Origin of the sequence: Methylophaga sp. (genome assembly GCF_009711715.1) — a bacterium.
In the GTDB taxonomy this organism is placed as follows: Bacteria; Pseudomonadota; Gammaproteobacteria; order Nitrosococcales; family Methylophagaceae; genus Methylophaga.
The window spans coordinates 322,007-340,731 of record NZ_VENF01000009.1; the positions used below are offsets into that span (position 1 = coordinate 322,007).

At 53.2% G+C, this 18,725-nt stretch carries 18 protein-coding genes; all 18 read left to right on the forward strand.

All coding sequences use genetic code 11. The annotated features are described in order from the left end of the window. The first annotated feature begins 8 nt into the window (after nt 1-8). The 18 genes from fliF to FH755_RS07815 all read left to right on the forward strand — a co-directional run bounded on the left by fliF (nt 9) and on the right by FH755_RS07815 (nt 18,562). Complete coding sequence (gene fliF / locus FH755_RS07730) at nt 9-1,703, forward strand: flagellar basal-body MS-ring/collar protein FliF (RefSeq protein WP_292440227.1); 1,695 nt, start codon at nt 9-11, stop codon at nt 1,701-1,703. After that, nucleotides 1,703-2,713, forward strand: a complete 1,011-nt coding sequence (gene fliG / locus FH755_RS07735; RefSeq protein WP_292440229.1) for a flagellar motor switch protein FliG — start codon at nt 1,703-1,705, stop codon at nt 2,711-2,713. Before fliF ends, fliG begins: the two co-directional genes overlap by 1 nt. After that, nucleotides 2,700-3,392, forward strand: a complete 693-nt coding sequence (locus tag FH755_RS07740) for a flagellar assembly protein FliH (protein ID WP_292440231.1) — start codon at nt 2,700-2,702, stop codon at nt 3,390-3,392. The genes fliG and FH755_RS07740 overlap by 14 nt, the downstream gene beginning before the upstream one ends. Next, nucleotides 3,379-4,803 (forward strand): flagellar protein export ATPase FliI, encoded by a 1,425-nt coding sequence (gene fliI / locus FH755_RS07745; protein WP_292440233.1) that lies wholly within the window; start codon nt 3,379-3,381, stop codon nt 4,801-4,803. The genes FH755_RS07740 and fliI overlap by 14 nt, the downstream gene beginning before the upstream one ends. A 36-nt stretch (nt 4,804-4,839) precedes the next feature. Continuing rightward, nucleotides 4,840-5,286, forward strand: coding sequence for a flagellar export protein FliJ (gene fliJ / locus FH755_RS07750; protein WP_292440235.1), 447 nt, complete (start codon nt 4,840-4,842; stop codon nt 5,284-5,286). Nucleotides 5,287-5,422: 136 nt separating this feature from the next. Further along, nucleotides 5,423-5,548: a hypothetical protein gene (locus FH755_RS07755; RefSeq protein ID WP_292440237.1), complete on the forward strand. Its 126-nt coding sequence runs from the start codon at nt 5,423-5,425 to the stop codon at nt 5,546-5,548. Between the two features lie 54 nt (nt 5,549-5,602). Next, nucleotides 5,603-5,884: an STAS domain-containing protein gene (locus FH755_RS07760; RefSeq protein ID WP_292440239.1), complete on the forward strand. Its 282-nt coding sequence runs from the start codon at nt 5,603-5,605 to the stop codon at nt 5,882-5,884. A 35-nt stretch (nt 5,885-5,919) separates the two neighbouring features. Further along, nucleotides 5,920-6,282: a response regulator gene (locus FH755_RS07765; RefSeq protein ID WP_292440241.1), complete on the forward strand. Its 363-nt coding sequence runs from the start codon at nt 5,920-5,922 to the stop codon at nt 6,280-6,282. Between the two features lie 29 nt (nt 6,283-6,311). Next, entirely contained in the window at nt 6,312-8,354 is a 2,043-nt protein-coding gene (locus FH755_RS07770; RefSeq protein ID WP_292440242.1) for a chemotaxis protein CheA, read from the forward strand. Nucleotides 8,355-8,362: 8 nt separating this feature from the next. Beyond that, complete coding sequence (locus FH755_RS07775) at nt 8,363-8,869, forward strand: chemotaxis protein CheW (protein WP_292440244.1); 507 nt, start codon at nt 8,363-8,365, stop codon at nt 8,867-8,869. Nucleotides 8,870-8,871: 2 nt separating this feature from the next. After that, nucleotides 8,872-9,648 (forward strand): ParA family protein, encoded by a 777-nt coding sequence (locus FH755_RS07780; RefSeq protein WP_292440246.1) that lies wholly within the window; start codon nt 8,872-8,874, stop codon nt 9,646-9,648. Then, nucleotides 9,641-12,031 carry a methyl-accepting chemotaxis protein gene (locus FH755_RS07785; protein ID WP_292440248.1) on the forward strand — a complete coding sequence of 797 codons (2,391 nt, stop codon included), beginning with the start codon at nt 9,641-9,643 and terminating at the stop codon, nt 12,029-12,031. The genes FH755_RS07780 and FH755_RS07785 overlap by 8 nt, the downstream gene beginning before the upstream one ends. A gap of 51 nt (nt 12,032-12,082) precedes the next feature. Further along, nucleotides 12,083-12,922, forward strand: a complete 840-nt coding sequence (locus tag FH755_RS07790) for a protein-glutamate O-methyltransferase CheR (protein ID WP_292440250.1) — start codon at nt 12,083-12,085, stop codon at nt 12,920-12,922. Beyond that, entirely contained in the window at nt 12,919-13,545 is a 627-nt protein-coding gene (gene cheD / locus FH755_RS07795; protein ID WP_292440252.1) for a chemoreceptor glutamine deamidase CheD, read from the forward strand. The genes FH755_RS07790 and cheD overlap by 4 nt, the downstream gene beginning before the upstream one ends. A gap of 12 nt (nt 13,546-13,557) precedes the next feature. Further along, nucleotides 13,558-14,622 (forward strand): chemotaxis response regulator protein-glutamate methylesterase, encoded by a 1,065-nt coding sequence (locus tag FH755_RS07800; protein ID WP_292440254.1) that lies wholly within the window; start codon nt 13,558-13,560, stop codon nt 14,620-14,622. Between the two features lie 26 nt (nt 14,623-14,648). Beyond that, complete coding sequence (locus FH755_RS07805) at nt 14,649-15,821, forward strand: methyl-accepting chemotaxis protein (RefSeq protein ID WP_292440256.1); 1,173 nt, start codon at nt 14,649-14,651, stop codon at nt 15,819-15,821. An 81-nt stretch (nt 15,822-15,902) separates the two neighbouring features. Next, complete coding sequence (locus FH755_RS07810; protein ID WP_292440258.1) at nt 15,903-17,330, forward strand: flagellar hook-length control protein FliK; 1,428 nt, start codon at nt 15,903-15,905, stop codon at nt 17,328-17,330. A 74-nt stretch (nt 17,331-17,404) separates the two neighbouring features. Next, nucleotides 17,405-18,562, forward strand: coding sequence for a methyl-accepting chemotaxis protein (locus FH755_RS07815; RefSeq protein ID WP_292440260.1), 1,158 nt, complete (start codon nt 17,405-17,407; stop codon nt 18,560-18,562). Nucleotides 18,563-18,725 lie beyond the last annotated feature (163 nt).

Below are 18,725 nucleotides of genomic sequence, written 5' to 3' on the forward strand. Positions count from 1 at the left end.
AGAAAGCCATGGAAAACGCACCGGCCACCACTGCCAATCAAGCCAATATGAACGCATCTGCTGCGCGGCCTACCACGCCGCTGGCAGCAATGCAGAACAATCTTACCCGTCAGCCAGTGGTCAAACAGATGCTGTTTCTGCTGGCAATTGCGGCCAGCATCGCTGTTGGCGGCTGGGTACTGATGTGGTCACAAACGCCGTCCTATCAGGTGCTGTTTTCCGATATGGCGCCGCAGGAATCGACCGAAGTGGTCGATGTGCTCCTGCAGATGGGTGTCGACTATAAACTGGATCCTGCCACAGGCGCCCTGATGGTACCGGCGGGTGAAGTACAGAACCTGCGGATGCGACTGGCAGCAGAAGGCCTGCCCCGCAGTACTTCGCAGGGGATGGAAATGCTGAACCAGGATCAGGGTTTCGGCACCAGTCAGTTTATCGAGCGTGCGCGCTACCAGCGGGCACTGGAAGAGGAACTGTCACGTTCTATCTCTGAACTCAATAACGTCAGGAGTGCGCGTGTTCACCTGGCCATTCCCAAACAATCGGTGTTTGTTCGTGATCGCAAAGATCCGACCGCTTCCGTTGTCGTTAACCTGTATGCGGGCCGGACACTGGAAAAAGGCCATATCAACGCGATCACCCATATGGTCGCCTCAAGCGTGCCTAATATGACCAATGCGGATGTCACTGTGGTTGACCAGCGCGGGAATCTGCTGACCCAGCCTGAACGTGAAGCCGGTATTGCGATGAGCGACAGTCAGCTGGAATACACCCAGAAAGTGGAGCAGCTGTATATCAGCCGGATTGAAGACATCCTGACCCCGATTGTAGGCATGAACGGCGTTCGTGCTCAGGTGGTAGCCGATATTGACTTCACCATGACCGAACAGACCCAGGAAAGCTACAACCCGGACATGGCAGCGCTGCGCAGTGAACAGATCCGCGAGGAAGCCCGTGTTGGCTCAACCGGTGCAGTCGGTGTGCCCGGTGCATTGACCAATCAGCCACCGGGTGGCGGTGTGGCGCCGGAAGAGACGGCCAACGTCGATGAAGAAGGTAACCCGATACCTGCCCCGCGTCCTGAGTCATCAACCAAGAGCGCAACCCGTAATTTCGAACTGGATCGCACTATCAGTCACACCCGTGCGGCACCCGGCGAAGTCAGAAAGCTGAGCGTGGCCGTGCTGGTGGATGAACGCCGCAGCGTTGATGCCGAAGGTAATGTCGTCTCCACGCCTTTAACGGAAGCGGAAATGAATCGTATCAATGCGCTGGTGACGGATGCGATCGGTTTCAACCAGGCTCGCGGTGACAGTCTGAATATTGTCAATGCCGCTTTTGCTGCGCCGGAAAATATTGAGCCGCTGCCGGAAAAACCGATCTGGGAGCAGGCCTGGGTCTGGACCGTAGCCAAGCAGGCAGCCGGGGCGCTGGTGGTCCTGTTCCTGATTTTTGGTGTGATCCGCCCCGCATTCAGAGATATGAGCAAAGTACCGGCAGAGGCCAGCAACAATGCTGCAGCTGAATTGGCCGCTCAGCAGGCGCTGTCCAACAAGAGTGGCGTCAGCAGTGAGGAGATTGCTAAACTTGCCAAAGGCTCGGACCAATTGGAAGAGCAATTAAGTAATGTTCGAAGCCTGGTGCAGCAAGACCCCGCGCTGGTGGCACAAGTGGTCAAGAACTGGACAGCGAGTGATGCCTGATGGCCGAAGAAGTCAGAAAACTGAGCGGTACTGAGAGAGCAGCAGTCTTTTTGCGCTCGATCGGCGAAGCCGATGCAGCAGAAGTGCTGAAGCACATGAGCCCGAAAGAAGTGCAGCGCGTCGGTCAGGCAATGGCCACGCTGCAGAATGTGACCCGCGAGGAAGTACAGAATGTCCTCGGTAATTTTGTCACCACGGTAGAACAGGAAACCGGTCTCGGTATCGGTTCGCATGACTACGTACGGAAAATGCTGGTCGGCGCTTTGGGTGAAGACCGTGCCGGCAGCTTGCTGGACCGGATTCTCTCCGGCAGTAATACCAATGGCCTGGAACAGCTCAAGTGGATGGACCCCCGCGGGATCTATGAAGTGATCCGGCTGGAACATCCACAAATCGTTGCCATTGTCTGCTCGTTTCTCGATGCTGATCAGGCCGCTGAAGTGCTGTCATTGTTTCCGGAAAGGGACCAGTCAACCATCCTGCTGCGCATTGCGACGCTGGATGGGGTACAGCCTTCGGCGTTGACCGAGCTTAATGAAATTCTGGAAAAACAATTCAGTGGCAATGCCGGTGCTCAGACCACCACCGTCGGCGGGCTGAAAACCGCAGCGGACATTCTCAACTTTTTCGATAGTACCAGTGAAGCCGCGATCATGGACAAGATCAAAGAGTCTGAGCCGGATCTGGGGCAGAACATTGAAGATCTGATGTTCGTATTCGACAACCTGAATGAAGTCGATGATCGCAGCATTCAGACCCTGATGCGTGAGATACAAACCGATCAGCTGCAATTGGCACTCAAAGGGGCGGATGAGACGCTGAAAGAAAAATTCCTCAGCAATATGTCACAACGTGCCGCTGAAATGATGCGTGATGATCTTGAGGCAATGGGGCCGGTCAGACTCAGTGATGTAGAGGGTGCCCAGAAAGCGATTCTGACCACAGCACGTAACCTGGCCGATAAAGGGGAAATCATGCTGGGCGGTGGAGCCGGCGATGACTACATCTGACGATACGCTGGTTACCAGGCACACTGATATTCTATCGGCCGAAGAACTGTCCAATGCCTTCGAACGCTGGGAAGCTCCGCGCATGGTGTCGGTCAGCGATGTTGAGGGTGATGGCAGCATGCTGGATGTCAAAGCCATTGAAGCCTTGCAGCAGCAGGCACAGGAAGAAGGCTACAAGGCCGGTTTTGAAGAAGGTCATCAGGCCGGTTTTGAAGCCGGGCAGCAAGCCGGTCAGGAAGATATTCAGCAGCAATTGAGCTACTTGCAGCAGATCCTTGTTAATCTCGAGCAACCATTGTCAGAACTTGATCATCAGATCGAACAGGATTTGGTCAATCTGGCGATTACCATGACTCGTCAGTTGCTGCGGCGCGAACTCAAACAAGAACCGGAGCATGTCATCGGGGCAATGCGTGCCGCCCTGCAGGCCCTGCCGGTCAGTGACCGTAAACTCCGAATCTATGTCCACCCGGACGATCTTTCTATCATTCAGAAAGGCTTGTCGATGGAAGGCGAGGATAACACCCGTCAGTGGATTGAAGATCCTCTGATGACCCGTGGCGGCGTCAGGCTGGAAACCGCCGATACCACTGTCGATGCGACGGTTGAGGCTCGTCTTAACAGTGTCATCAGCAGGCTGCTGGGCGAAGAGCGGGGAGAGGCGGATGGCGGCGAATAACCGGCAACCGTTATGGCAACAAAAACTGCAGGAATATCAGCAGCGTCTCGATAGTGATATCAGCAACGATGTGCTGGTGGAAGGTCGTCTGACCCGGATGGTCGGCCTGACCCTGGAAGCCGTTGGTTTTCAGGCACCGGTCGGTAGTCGCTGCGAAGTGTTAGGCGGTGGCCAGAAACCGATTGAAGCCGAAGTCGTGGGTTTCGCCGGTGAAACCCTATATCTGATGCCGACCGGCGATATGCGTGGTCTGGTACCCAACGCCAGAGTGCGTCCTATCCGCAGTGATTCTCAGGTGCCGGTTGGTGAAGGCATGCTCGGCCGCGTCGTGGATGGTGCCGGCAAACCCCTGGATGGCAAAGGCCCGCTTAAAGTCAGAGATAAAATGCCGTTGCATGGGGAGCCAGTGAATCCGCTGGCACGGTCTCCGGTGCGCAAGCATCTGGATGTTGGTGTACAGAGTATTAATGCCCTGCTCAGTGTCGGCCGCGGTCAGCGTATGGGGCTGTTTGCCGGTAGTGGCGTGGGTAAAAGTGTGCTGCTGGGTATGATGACCCGTTTTACCGAAGCCGATGTCATTGTCGTTGGCCTCATCGGTGAGCGTGGCCGTGAGGTCAAGGAATTCATTGAAGATATTCTGGGGGAAGAGGGGCTGTCCCGCGCTGTTGTCGTCGCTTCCCCGGCTGATCATTCTCCCTTGATGCGTTTGCACGGGGCCATGCTGGCGACCTCGATTGCTGAATACTTCCGCGATCAGGGCAAACAGGTCCTGCTATTAATGGATTCACTGACCCGTTTTGCCCAGGCGCAGCGTGAAATCGCTCTCGCGATTGGTGAACCGCCGGCAACCAAAGGCTATCCGCCTTCCGTGTTCTCGTTGTTGCCGCAGTTAGTTGAGCGTGCTGGAAATGGTCCGGCCGGCGGGGGGGCGATTACAGCGATTTATACTGTGCTCACCGAGGGCGATGATCAGCAGGACCCGGTCGCTGATGCGGCCCGTGCCATTCTCGACGGCCATATTGTGTTGTCACGCCAATTGGCAGAATCCGGCCAGTACCCGGCGGTCGATGTGGAAGCCTCCATCAGCAGGGTGATGCCGCAGGTTGTTGATGCCGAGCACCTGCAACGGGCGCAGCAGTTCAAACAGATTTACTCGACCTACCGGCAGAACCAGGATCTGATTAGTGTCGGCGCCTACAGCCGAGGCAGTGATCCACTAATTGATGAAGCCATTGCGATGTATCCGGCATTGTTGCAATTGTTGCGACAAGGCATGGATCAGGCTGTAAACTGGCAACAAAGTGTGCAGCGTTTGCAGCAAGTAACAGAGATGCGTAAACAGCTGAAAATTCAGCCCCGTCAGGGACAGAATCAGACACCGGCTGTCGTAGAGGGCAACCGGCGTTTCTAAATTTATCGACTGGACAAACGGTGAATTGAGCGGATTATGAGTCGAACACGGAAACTGGATCCTGTGATTGATATGGCCCGTAAGGCTACCGAGTCGGAGCTCATCAAACTGGGTGAGCATAACGCCGTACTGCAGCGGGAGCAGAGTCAGCTGGACGATCTGATGCAGTACCGGGAGGAATATCTGTCCCGCTTCCGTCAAGGCGATCCAATGCAGATGTCAGCCAAAAAAGCCCTCGATCTACGCGGTTTTCTGGCGCAACTTGACCAGGCAATTCATGCCCAGCAAATGCAGGTCAATCAGAGCCGGCAGGTGCTTGATCGCCAGCAACAGAACTGGCTTCAGGCGCGTAATAAGGAACAGGCGCTGGATTCCCTGATGGCCCGTTACCGCGCTGATGAAAACGTCAAACAGCAACGTCGGGAACAGCGCGAAAATGATGAACATACCAATGCCATGTGGTTGCGTTCACGGCGTGACTGACGCTGATTGGAAATACTTTCGCTCGCTGAAAATGGCTAAAAAAGCAGTCATCCTTTTCTCTTTACTGCCGATAACGGTAAGTAATAGCCAGGCGCTAAAGTGTGTGTCTGACTGAAATCGGCAAAGGAGCGATGAGATGGTTGCAGAACAACAAGATGATCAGCATAAGGCTGACAACCCTGCCACGCCACTTCCGCTATTTACGCCGACACAAAGCACTTCCTATACGCAGACCAAGTCCAACTGGCATCAGCAATCGTAGACGGTCATCGGACAGTGTCGTCCTTGTTTTAGTCCTCAGTGAACAGATATACGCATGAACAGCATCAGTGACATTCAATGCGGCGAACAATTGACCATTGCCCAATGCGCAGAGATTTATGCGCAGTTACTGGCCGCAATGGTAGAAGGTCAGGCAGTGAATATTGATGTCAGTCAACTGCAGCGTATTGATAGCGCTGCTTTACAGCTTTTCTACAGTTTCCAGCGTGATGCAAGAGCGCAGGGGCTGGTGACGATTTGGTCAGAACCCAGTAAGGTTTTTTGTGATGCAGTCGATATATTGGGCATGGGCGCATTTTATCGTCAGAATAGCTGAGACCGGCTTGAGTCGTAAAAAGGAGTGACATTGTTATGGCAAACATATTGGCAGTAGATGACTCTGCTTCAATGCGACAAATGGTCGCTTTTACGCTTAAAGGTGCTGGGCATGTGGTGACCGATGCGGAAGATGGTAAACACGCCCTCGAAATCGCCAGACAGAATACCTACGATCTGGTACTGACCGACGTCAATATGCCGGTCATGGACGGCCTGACTCTGACCCGTGAGTTACGTCAACTGCCGAATTATCGTTTCACCCCTATCCTGGTTCTGACCACTGAAGCCGGGCCTGATAAAAAACAGGAAGGTCGTGCAGCAGGTGCAACCGGCTGGCTGGTTAAGCCGTTTAATCCGGAACAGTTGCTGGCCACAGTCAAGAAAGTGCTGGGCTGAATTTTAATTAAGATGCGTCGGAGCCGGCAATGAGCATTGATGTCTCCCAGTTTCATCAGGTGTTTTTCGAAGAAAGCTTCGAAGGGCTGGATGCAATGGAAATGGGGCTGTTAGGCATGCAGGAAGGCGCAGCTGATAGCGATGATAGCGAGACAATCAATACGATCTTCCGTGCTGCCCATTCGATCAAAGGTGGTGCCGGAACTTTTGGTTTTAATCAGGTTTCAGCGTTCACCCATGGTCTGGAAACGTTGCTGGACCAGATGCGTAACGGCGAGCGTGATGTCAGTCAGCAAGCGATAAACAGCCTGCTGCGGGCAGTGGATGTGCTGAGAGAGATGCTGACTGCGGTGCAGCAGGGTGTCGCTATCGATGAGGATAGTGCGACCGCTGTGAGTCTTGAGATCGAGGCTTTATTACAATCAGGCACGCCCGCTATGGCTGACCTTGAGACAACAGAGCCAGCGCCGACTCAGGCGGCGGGCTGGCAAATTCACTTCAAGCCCCATCCTCATCTGTTGCAGACCGGTAATGACCCGGTGCGCATGCTGCAGGAACTGGCCGGACTCGGTGACTTATCGGTTACGCTTGATAATTCGGCATTACCGGCTTTCAGCGATCTGGAACCGGAAGACTGTTATCTTGCCTGGACGCTGACATTGCGCGGTGACATCACGCGGGAACAGATAAATGAGATTTTTGAATGGGTCGAGGGTGACTGTGATTTAAGCATCAGTCCACTTGAGCCCGAGCAATCTGCTGAGGTTGAGACTGAGGAGCCTCGTACTGAGGACATCACTGAGCCTCCCGCCCCGGAAGCTGTCATCAATCCCGCCGCAGAGCCCAAAAAAGCATTGTCGGAAACAGCCATGTCATCGATCCGGGTCGGTATCGATAAGGTCGATTCCCTGATTAACCTGGTCGGGGAACTGGTCATTACCCAGTCGATGCTGAGTCAGTTGGGCGAGAACTTTGAGGTCAGCCGCATGCAACAGTTAATCGATGGCCTGGAGCAACTGGAGCGAAATACCCGTGAGTTGCAGGAAGGCATTATGCGGATCCGCATGCTCCCTATCAGTTTTGCCTTCAATCGGTTTCCGCGGCTGGTGCATGATCTCAGTGCCAAGATGGGTAAGCAGGTAGAGCTCAAACTGAGCGGGGAACAGACTGAGCTCGATAAAACCGTGATGGAGAAAATCGGTGATCCGCTGGTGCACCTGGTGCGTAATTCGCTTGATCACGGTCTGGAAACACCTGAAACACGTCTTGCCAACGGCAAGTCTGAAACCGGTCTGCTGCATCTCAACGCCTATCATCAGGGCGGCACGATTGTGATTGAAATCAGTGATGATGGTGCGGGACTCAATGAAGAAAAAATCCTTAGCAAAGCGATTGAGCGCGGCCTGGTTGCCAGTGATGACAATCTGGCACCGGACAAAATTCACGAACTCATTTTTATGCCGGGTTTTTCAACCGCCGATGTCGTCAGTGATGTCTCGGGCCGTGGGGTTGGCATGGATGTGGTACGAAAAAATATCCACAGTCTGGGCGGCAGTGTTGAGGTCAGTTCGAGAGCCGGTGCCGGTTCCACCTTTACCATCCGCTTGCCGCTGACCCTGGCGATCATGGATGGGCAGACCATTCAGGTCGGCGATCAGCGTTATATCATTCCACTCATCTCGATTATCGAATCAGTCGAGATTAAACCCGGTACGGTCAAACATGTCACCGGTAAGGGTGAGGTCTACAGTCTGCGTGATGAATATCTGCCGATTATCCGGCTTTATGAACTGTTTAATCTCACACCGCGCAGTGAAAAGCTGGAAGACGGTTTACTGGTAGTGGTGGAGTTTGAAGACCGCAAAGTGGGCCTGCTGGTAGATGAGTTACTGGCGCAACAGCAGGTCGTGATCAAGAGCCTGGAAAGCAACTATCGTAAAGTCACCGGTATGGCCGGTGCCACCATACTTGGTGATGGTACCGTGGCGCTGATTCTCGATATTTCGGGCTTATTGGCTTTGTACCGCAACCCGTCGCTGGTACGTACTTTGAAAACCATCCGGGCGGCCTAGGATCGATCATGATAGAGCTCAGTCAAACGAATGAAATTCTCGATATGTTCGATGTGATGGGCCGTGTTGAAGCCGGCATGCAACAATTTCTGACCTTTGAACTTAATCAGGAACATTACGGTGTCGAGATTCTGCGGGTGCAGGAGATCAAAGGTTGGGACCCTGTGACTCCGATTCCCAACACGCCGGTCCATCTCTGTGGTGTATTGAATCTGCGTGGTGCCATCGTGCCGATTGTGGATCTGCGCCTGTTTTTCGGTATGCCGTATCAGCCATACACCAAGACCACCGTCGTGGTGGTACTCAGAGTACATGATGTCACTCAGCGCACAGTGGGCATTGTTGTTGACGCTGTATCGGACGCCCACAATGTGCATCCGGATGAGATTCAGCCAGCCCCCGATTTTGGCGAACAAGTCAGCACCGAGTTTATTACCGGCATCACCCGTATGGATGACAATATGGTCATGCTGCTGGATGTCGATAAATTACTCAACAGCGAACAGATTGGCTGACAATGGTACAAAACACAGCCCGAATTATGGCGATCATGAACCAGAAAGGCGGGGTCGGTAAGACCACGACTACGGTCAACCTGGGCCATGCGCTGGCACGCTCCGGTCAGAAAGTTGCCTTGCTGGATCTGGACCCGCAGGGACAGGTCGCCACCAGCCTGGGATTTGATAATAATCAGCCCGGCCTCGACACTGTCTTGCTGGATGGCGCGACCATTGACGATATCAAGATCCGGGCTCGCGACGGACTGGATTTGATTGTCGCCGGCACCCGTCTGAACGAGTTTGAACATACCAGTCAGGGTGGCATACAGCGGGGGCACCGCCTGCGTGAGGCCCTCCAGCAATCGTCTTTGAATCAATATGATTACGTTCTGATTGATTGTCCGCCGTCCTCCGGACTGCTAGGTGTTAATGCCATGTTTGCGGCCGGCGAACTGTTAATCCCGGTATCCGGTGATTATTTATCATTGCAGGGCCTGTCACGGATGATTCAGATTCTGAAACGGGCAGAGGAACTGGCCGGTCACCGAATTAAATTATGGCTGGTCTCCACCCGCATGCAGATGCGACGGAAGCTGACTGAAGAGGTCAGAAACCGCATTCTTAAGTATTTCCCCGGTCGGGTGTTTTTTACCCCGGTTCGTGAAAATGTCGCCCTGGCCGAGTGCCCGAGCTTTGGCAAAACCATTTTTGATTATCGTAAAAACAGTCCTGGCGCCGAGGATTATCTGTCTCTGGCGCAGGATGTAATGAGCGGGAGAACAGCCGATGGCTGAGAATAAGCAGGCGATGGGCAATGATCCGCTGGCCTGGCTGGCACAGGAAGGGGAGCTTGACGCAGTGGAGACCGCGGTTGAAAAAAATGCGGTAAAAAACCGCAAAAAAACAGGTACTGATCCTCAAGAAAAAGCTGAAAAAACCGATACTGAAATCGTAGAACAGAGCTTTGCTCAATTGGCGGGACAGGGCGAACTGTTAGTCACTGAGTTTTATGATCATCTGTTTTTGCACAACCCGGAACTGAAGCCACTATTTGAAGGTGTCTCCGCGGCAGGTCAGCAAAAAAAACTGCTCGCAGCCCTGATGTTGCTGGTCAATAACCTGCGAAAACCGGCGATTTTGCAGGATTATCTCAAAGGGCTCGGCAACCGGCATCAAAGCTATGGTGTCAGGGCTGAGGATTACGAAAAAGTCAAAACCAGCCTGTTGTCTGTTATGCGCAGGTTGGCGGGTGAAAACTGGACGGATGCAGTTGAAACCGCCTGGCGTAACACTTTGAACGCAGTCGTTCAGCAGATGTTGGGCGCCTATGATGCACTGGAGGAATCCGAGATGGCAGTCACATCGGTTAAACAGGAAAATGATTTCATAAACGTGATGGCAAAAGCCCTGGATGGTGCTGTTACCGCGATTATGATGGTGGACAGGGATTTCACAATTACCTATGCCAATCGGTCGACTTTGACTATGCTCAGCGAGCATGAAGCCACGTTGAAAAATGCCTTCCCGGGATTCAGCGTCAGAAATCTGGTCGGTTCCAATATCGATGCTTTTCATAAAAACCCAAAGCATCAGCGTCAGCTGTTGAGTGATCCGGATAATTTGCCTTACACGGCCGATATCAAAGTCGGGCCATTGTCATTCAGGCTTAATGTGACGGGAATGTTTGATAATAACGGTGCTTATGTCGGCAATATGCTGGAGTGGCACAATGTTACTGAAGAGAAACTGCGTAATGCCGACATTCATGGGCAGTTTGAAGCCTTGAACAAAGTCATGGGCGTCATCAGCTTCAACATGGATGGCACCGTTCTCGATATCAACGATAACTTCCTCGATGTAGTGGGCTATAGCCGTGATGAAGTCATCGGTAAACATCACCGGATGTTTGCCGAGCCAGAGCTTGCCAATAGCCCGGCTTATGCTGAGTTCTGGGCCAAGCTGAACCGGGGTGAGTTTGATTCCGGTGAATATAAGCGTATCGCTAAAGATGGCCGCGAAATCTGGTTACAGGCCAGCTATAACCCGGTTCTGGACTTAAACGGCAAGCCCTACAAAGTGGTTAAATACGCCGCGGATATTACCGAACAGAAACAACTGCAGATAACCGTGCAGTCAGTGCTGGAATCCTCCGCCGTGGTGATGAATGCCATGGCCGAGGGGGATTTGACCAAACTGATGGAAGGCGACTACGAAGGGGAGTTCGCGCAACTGCAGCAGGCCATTAATGGCACCGTTAACAAGATGTCATCGGTGGTACAGGACATTACAGAGGCGGCTATCAATATTTCGGCCGCTGCCAGTGAAATTTCCCAGGGCAATGTCGACCTGAGCCAGCGTACTGAGGAACAGGCCTCTTCGCTTGAAGAGACTGCCTCCAGCATGGAAGAGCTGACCAGTACGGTCAGACAGAATTCTGACAATGCCCGTCAGGCCAATCAGCTTGCTGTCGATGCCTGTGAAAAAGCGGAAAAAGGCGGTGCGGTCATACAGAACGCAATTCAGGCGATGGCTGCCATCAGCGCCTCGAGCAAAAAAGTGGCTGATATTATCGGCGTGATTGACGAAATTGCATTCCAGACAAATCTCCTGGCGCTCAATGCCGCAGTGGAAGCTGCCCGTGCCGGTGAGCAGGGACGCGGTTTTGCAGTAGTCGCTTCTGAAGTCAGGAATCTGGCCCAGCGCTCAGCGGCAGCGGCTAAGGAGATCAAGGAACTCATCAACGACAGTGGTGAGAAAGTGAAAGAAGGTTCGGCCCTGGTCGATGAATCCGGCAAAACGCTGCAAGAGATTGTTGAAGGCGCCAAGAAAGTCGGCGATATCATTTCTGAAATTGCCGCCGCTGGTCTCGAGCAGACTTCAGGCATCGAACAGGTCAATAAAGCCGTCACTCAGATGGATGAGATGACTCAGCAAAATGCGGCGCTGGTGGAAGAAGCGGCGGCTGCCAGTGAATCGCTGGACGAGCAGGGCCAGAACCTGCAACAAATGATGGCTTTCTTCGATACCGGCAGGGAAATGGGGCGGCCCCCGCAGCAGGCCCCGGCGTCAGCCCGAGCTCAGACAAAAGCGCGACCTGCTGTAAGCAGACCGGAACGTCCGCTGTTCGGCCGACACGCCCCGGCGCGGCAGGATGATGATGAATGGGATGAGTTTTAGTTGATAAGCCGGGCAGTGTTTTGAGCTGCCCGATTTCAATACGAAGGAACGATGATGACCGGTGTGCTTGGGCGCGAATTGACGTTTTCTGACAGGCAGTTCAAACGGCTGCGCGTTTTTGTGGCCGAACAGACTGGTATTGCGCTGACCGAAGCCAAAAAAGACATGGTCTACGGTCGCTTGTCAAAACGTATCCGTGCCAATTTTGGCGGTAACTTCCAGGCTTTCTGTGATGCTATTGAAAATGGTGATGCGCAGGAGCAGGACTTTCTGATCAATGCCATCACCACTAACCTGACCGCGTTTTTCCGGGAGTCTCATCATTTTGAATATTTGCGTGGGCGCCTGCTACCCGATCTGATCCGGCGCAATGCGGCCAGTCGCAGGTTGCGGATTTGGTCTGCCGGCTGCTCCACCGGTGAAGAACCCTATAGCATCGCCATGTGCCTGGCGGCAGAAAAACAACTGGCAGGCTGGGATATCAAAATTCTGGCTACTGATCTGGATGCCAATGTCCTTGAGCATGCCGAAGCAGGCATTTACAGTGAAGACAAGCTGAGCAAGGTAGCTGGGAAAGAACGACAATGGTTTCAGCGTGGCCGGGGCAGTAAAGCCGGTCTGGTCAGACTGAAGCCGGAAATCAGGGATCGGGTGACTTTCAAGCGGCTAAACCTGTTGCATGACTGGCCGATGCGGGGACCGTTTGATCTGATTTTCTGCCGTAATGTGGTCATTTATTTTGATAAGCCAACCCAAAGCCGACTGTTCGACCGCTTTGCTGATTTGCTGGTGGCTGACGGGCTATTGTTTATTGGCCACTCCGAGTCTTTGTATAAGGTGACTGAGCGCTTCACTTCATTGGGCAACACCATATACAGGCGGGTGCAATGATGCTGGCCCGGTCAATACAGCCGACGCCGCTGAAGGGCTTTGAGCATATCAACCGTTACTGGGATGGCCATAACCACTGCTGGGCGGCCAAACTCTTGCCCGGTGAGTTTTATGTGACCACCGAGCCCGATGAAATTATCTGCACCACATTAGGCTCCTGCGTGTCGGCCTGCATTCGTGACCCGCAAGCCGGGGTCGCCGGCATGAATCATTTTATGCTGCCCGTTTCTTCTGAAGATAACCCCAACTGGATGAATATGGCGACCCGTTTCGGCAGTGCCGCGATGGAATACCTGATTAATGAAATGTTCAAGCAGGGGGCCAGCAGGGAAACGATGGAAGTCAAACTGGTGGGTGGCGGCCGGATTATCAGCAGCCTGTATGACGTCGGCCGTCGCAATATTGACTTCGTGCTGGAATATGCCCGGCTGGAGCGCCTCAGAGTGCTGGCCAAAGATCTGGGCGATGTCCATCCGCGCAAGGTGGTATTTCATCCCGACAGCGGTGTCATGCGGGTCAAGCGTTTACGCTCCCTGCATAACGACACGGTAATACAGCGCGAACAGCATTATGTTGCCGAGCTCCAAACCCAGCCGGTGACCGGCGATATTGAACTGTTCTAGGCAGGCGCAGGCATGACGCCATTGAAAGTCATTGTGATTGATGATTCTGCCTTGGTCAGGCAGCTATTGAGTGAAATCCTCAACAGTGATCCCGCCATTGCCGTGGTTGCGACTGCCGCCGATCCTTACCAGGCCAGAGAGAAAATTAAACAATTCAATCCGGACGTACTGACGCTGGATGTGGAAATGCCACGCATGGACGGGGTGACGTTTCTGCGGAATCTGATGCGGCTGCGGCCGATGCCGGTGGTGATGGTTTCCACGCTGACCGAGAAAGGGGCGCAGGTGACATTAGAAGCCCTGTCTATCGGCGCTTTTGACTTTGTCGCCAAGCCCAAACTGGATCTGTCACATACGCTGGAAGACTATGCCGAAGAGATCATTGCCAAGGTCAAGGCGGCTGCCGCGATGCCGCTCTCGGCGCTGACACCCCGGCCCGGCTTGCAGGTGGAGCAGAAACTGACCGCTGATGCCATTCTCGCCAAATCCGCCACCACCACGTTGAGAACTACCGACAAGATTATCGCTATTGGCGCTTCAACCGGCGGTACCGAAGCGATAAAGGAAGTACTTTGTGCTTTGCCGCCGTCCGCACCGGGCGTAGTGATTAGCCAGCATATCCCTGCCGCTTTCAGCGCCGGTTTTGCCAAACGGCTCAATGGCCTGTCGCCAATGCAGGTTCGCCAGGCTGAGCATGGAGAGCAGATTCTTGCCGGTCATGCCTATATCGCACCGGGGGATAAACACTTGCTGGTGGAACGCAGTGGTGCGCGCTATTACTGCCGGCTTAATGACGGACCGCCGGTCTCACGCCACAAACCTTCAGTCGATGTGCTGTTTCGCTCGGTCGCACAGCAGGTCGGCCCTAATGCTATCGGCATTCTGCTGACCGGAATGGGGGATGATGGTGCACAGGGCATGCTGGAGATGAGACAGGCGGGAGCACAGAATCTGGTGCAGGATGAAAAAAGCAGTATTGTCTGGGGTATGCCCGGTGCGGCTTTCAAACTGGGCGCAGCAGAAAAAGCGATCCCGTTGCAAAAGATCGCTGAAGAAATACTCAAATTAAGTCGATAAAGAAAAGGGAATCAGGGGTAGAACACATGGATATACAGACATTAAAACAGGCACTGCCGGCCACATTGGTGGCGATGTTACTGGCGGCCGTTGCTTACTGGCTGTCAGACTGGCGGCTTGCCGCGCTGTTAGTGATATCCAGCCTGGCCGTCTATCTGTTGAAACGGCCCGAACCTGACTCAGTAGTGGCAGAAACAGGCCGTAACAGTGAGCAGAAAGCGCCGGCAGAAGTGGAGCAACTGAGCCGCGAAACACTGAGCACACTGCAGCAGCAAATCAGCCAGATTGCTGATGAGAATCGCCAGATTGCCGGTCTTATCAGCAATGCTATAAGCAAATTGACTGATAGTTTCCAGGGCATGAATGAGCAGACTGAGTATGAAGATCGCATGCTGCACAGCCTGATCGATGATGAACAGGGGCAGAATTTCAGTGAATTTATCCGGGAAACCGAGTCAGTGCTTGTATATCTGGCGGACAGCGTGCTCAAAACCAGTCAGGAAAGCCAGCTGGTCATGAGTAAGCTGGAAGCGATGAACAGCAATGTCGACGGAGTTATTTCTTTACTTGATGATGTTAAGGATATCGCCTCGCAAACCAATCTGCTGGCTTTGAATGCCGCCATTGAAGCGGCGCGTGCCGGCGAAGCCGGCCGCGGCTTTGCCGTGGTCGCCGATGAGGTCAGAAAGCTGTCGCAGAAATCAGATGCTTTCAGTGATGAAATCAACGATATCACAATGAGTGTCAAAACGACGTTACAGGATGCACTGGCAAAGGTCTCGGATGTGGTGACCACAGATACCGATATGGCCAGAGACTGCAAAACCAAGGTGGGTGATATTTCAGCACGTATGTTGCAGCTGAATGATAAAACCCAGCAGGTCATTAACGGCACCGGCAATGTCAGCCAGTCTATTGCCGGACTGGTCAACCAGGCAGTGACCTCATTACAGTTTGAGGATATGTGCGCCCAGCTGAGCCAGCATATTAATAAACGACTGGACAACGTCAACGAACTTGCCGATATCATCCAGTCATTGCAGCAGGCACAAACGCAGCCTGACAACCTTGAGCAATGCCGACAGATGCTGGCCGGCGTTAAACAACGTGCTGAGAGTCTGCAGCCGAAAATTGCAGCAACGCAACATAAATCGGTGACCCAGCAAAGCCTGGATAGCGGCGAGATAGAATTATTTTAATCTGCCTTGTGACGGTGGCATAACGATTGCAAAAGCTCCTGTGTCAATTAACAGGTGAGCTTGATCTCAGCAGGAGTTTGTATGCCACAACCCGTCATGATTCAGACCGAGCCGGTGTCGGCGGTCAGTGCCAGGAAAAATGCCGTCGCCGGCAATAGCACTGATAAATCAGCATTTTCTGCTGAATTCGAACAGCGGATTGAGCAGGGGCAGGCTGCTAATAATCGGGCCAAGTCAGATAAAAACCAGGCGGCAAAGTCGGTAGACAATGAGCAGAATGTTGCCGCTGACGGCAATAAATTGCCGGCCGAGGATGACAGTAATTCGGTGTCAGAGGCTCAGTCAGACTCGGAAACGCATGCTGAATCTGACGCTGAACAGCAGGCAGGAAATCATAGTGAATCAGCCGCAGAACCTAAAGAGGTGGATCAGGCAACCGACAGTTCGGCTGCGGATAACAGCGGACAGGAAACAGTGGTGGTTGCACCAGGGCAAGCTGCGGACTCGGCTAAAAACACCGATGTCAGCAATAAAAAAGCTGATAAACCGGTTCGGGCTCAGGTTAGTGTAAGCCAGCAGGCGGTGGATAACGCCAAAACCACCTCTGTGGAAATGACCGCCAAAGCCCATCCCAAACAAACGGAAGCGGTAACGGCCGATACAGTGCCTTCGAATACAAAAGCCACGCAACAGACCGCGGCCAAAACCATCAGTGAAAGCATTGAAAAGCTGAATGGCGAAGAACAGCAGCGTGCGCAGAAAGCCACACCAAACCTGGCTGCGGCTCTGAAACAATTATCTGAAGATAATGCTGAACCGCCCAAGATTCGTGCTGATATTCTGGATGCATTGCAACGTCAGCAGAATAAGCCGGAGGTCACCGTCAACTTGCGAAATCTGATGGCGGCGCAGGCACAGCAGTCTGAAGCCAAACCAGCGGTAACCTTGCCACCGATCTTAACTGACAGAGGCGCAGCGGATACCGCAGGCACTGCTTTAACACCCACCAGTCTCACCGGTCTGGTATCGACGCAAAGCGGCACTAACGCTAGCGCAATCAGTCAACCCACACTCAGCCTGCCGGTTCAGCCTAATATGCAGAATCCCGCCTGGTCCCAGGTGATGAGCAGCCGCGTAGTGTGGATGGCAAAAGAGGGTGTACAACAGGCAGAGCTGCGCATGAATCCGGCCAATCTGGGCCCGGTTGAAGTCAGACTTCATGTACAAAACGATCAGGCCAGTGTAACTTTTCTTGCGCAGCAGGGAACAACGCGCGAAGCGCTTGAGCAGGCCCTGCCCAGATTGCGTGAAAGTTTTGCTGAAAGCGGTCTGCAACTGGCCAATGCGGAAGTAGGTGAACAGCAGCATCAGCAGCAGGAGCAATCTGAACAGGCAAACGATTCTCATATTTTTGCTCAAGCCAGCCGTCAGGATGACGATATAGACAATGAGACCGTTGAATCGGTCAGCTCAGATGAGGCATCGGTGGGCCTCAGCTTGTATGCCTGAGCTATCATAACGATAAGTGTTATCCGGGAGAGACGGACGTGTTTAAACTTGAAAACTTTTCTCTAAGAAAAAGAATGTATCTGATAGGGGGCTTCGGCATAGTCGGGCTTCTGGGGCTTGTTGTTCTCGAGTGGTACATGATGACTACTGAGATGAGCGCGATGAACCAGCTTTATGCCGTGCTCACCTATGTGTTGCTTGGCAGTGTAATAATTATGTATCTGGCGCATGTGATCGGTCGCTTTGGTGACCGCAGAGCCACTAATCTGGTTGAAGCGATTCAGAACATTAAAAAAGGTGATCTGACCCAGAAGGTCGTGATCCCCGGTAAAAGCGATTTCAGCTGGATGGCATTTGAGCTTGATAGCGCACGTAAAAATGTTGCTAATCTGGTTCATACGCTGGTGGGCGGTGTTTCCCAGCTCAACACGGCCACCCAGAATATGCAGGCCATCAGCAAAGAAACGGTGGATGGTGTACTGAAACAACAGGCCGAGACTACGCAGGTCGCGACCGCAATGAATGAAATGACCGCTTCGGTTCAGGAAGTCGCGCGCACGGCATCAAGTGCGGCTGAAGCGGCACGCAACGCCGACAGCGAAGCCAAATCCGGTAAGCAGGTGGTGATGGAAACCATGGAAGCGATTGATTCGCTGGCCAATGAAGTAGAAAAAGCCGCCCAGCAGCTGAGTAGTCTGGAAGCGGATATCGGCAATATCGGTGCTATTGTCGATGTCATTCGTGGCATTACCGAACAAACCAACTTACTGGCATTGAATGCCGCGATTGAGGCAGCCCGTGCTGGTGAGCACGGCCGTGGTTTTGCCGTGGTAGCCGATGAAGTCCGCACCCTGGCTGCCAGAACCCAGTCTTCCACGCATGAAATTGAAGAAATGGTCGAACGCCTGCAACAAGGCGCCCAGGTTGCAGTAAAAGTCATGAACGAAAGCCGTGAACGTGCCCGTGACAGCGTAGAGAAAGCTTCCAGTGCCGGCGCTGCGCTGGATACCATTACCGCCATGATTTCGACCATGGATGAAATGAGTGCTCAGATTTCCAGTGCCGCTAACGAACAGTCCGCGGTGGCCGAAGATATCAATCGCGGTATCGTGAATATCAGCCAGGTGGCCGAGCACACTGCTGAGGGCGCGCGCGAGTCTTCCGTTGCCGTGGAGACGCTGAGCAGCCTGTCGTCCCAGTTGCAGGAAGCGTCAGCCAAATTCAAAGTCTGAGTGGAATAACTCAAGCTAATAAAAAAGCCCGCAAAATGAAGTGACCCCCAATAGTTGGACATTCCAATTACTGGGGGTCTTTTTATGTCCAAACATCATAGAGCGTTCAAGCTTGAGTTAGCTAAACGTGCTGAAAACGAAAGCTCACGACATCTAAGTCGTC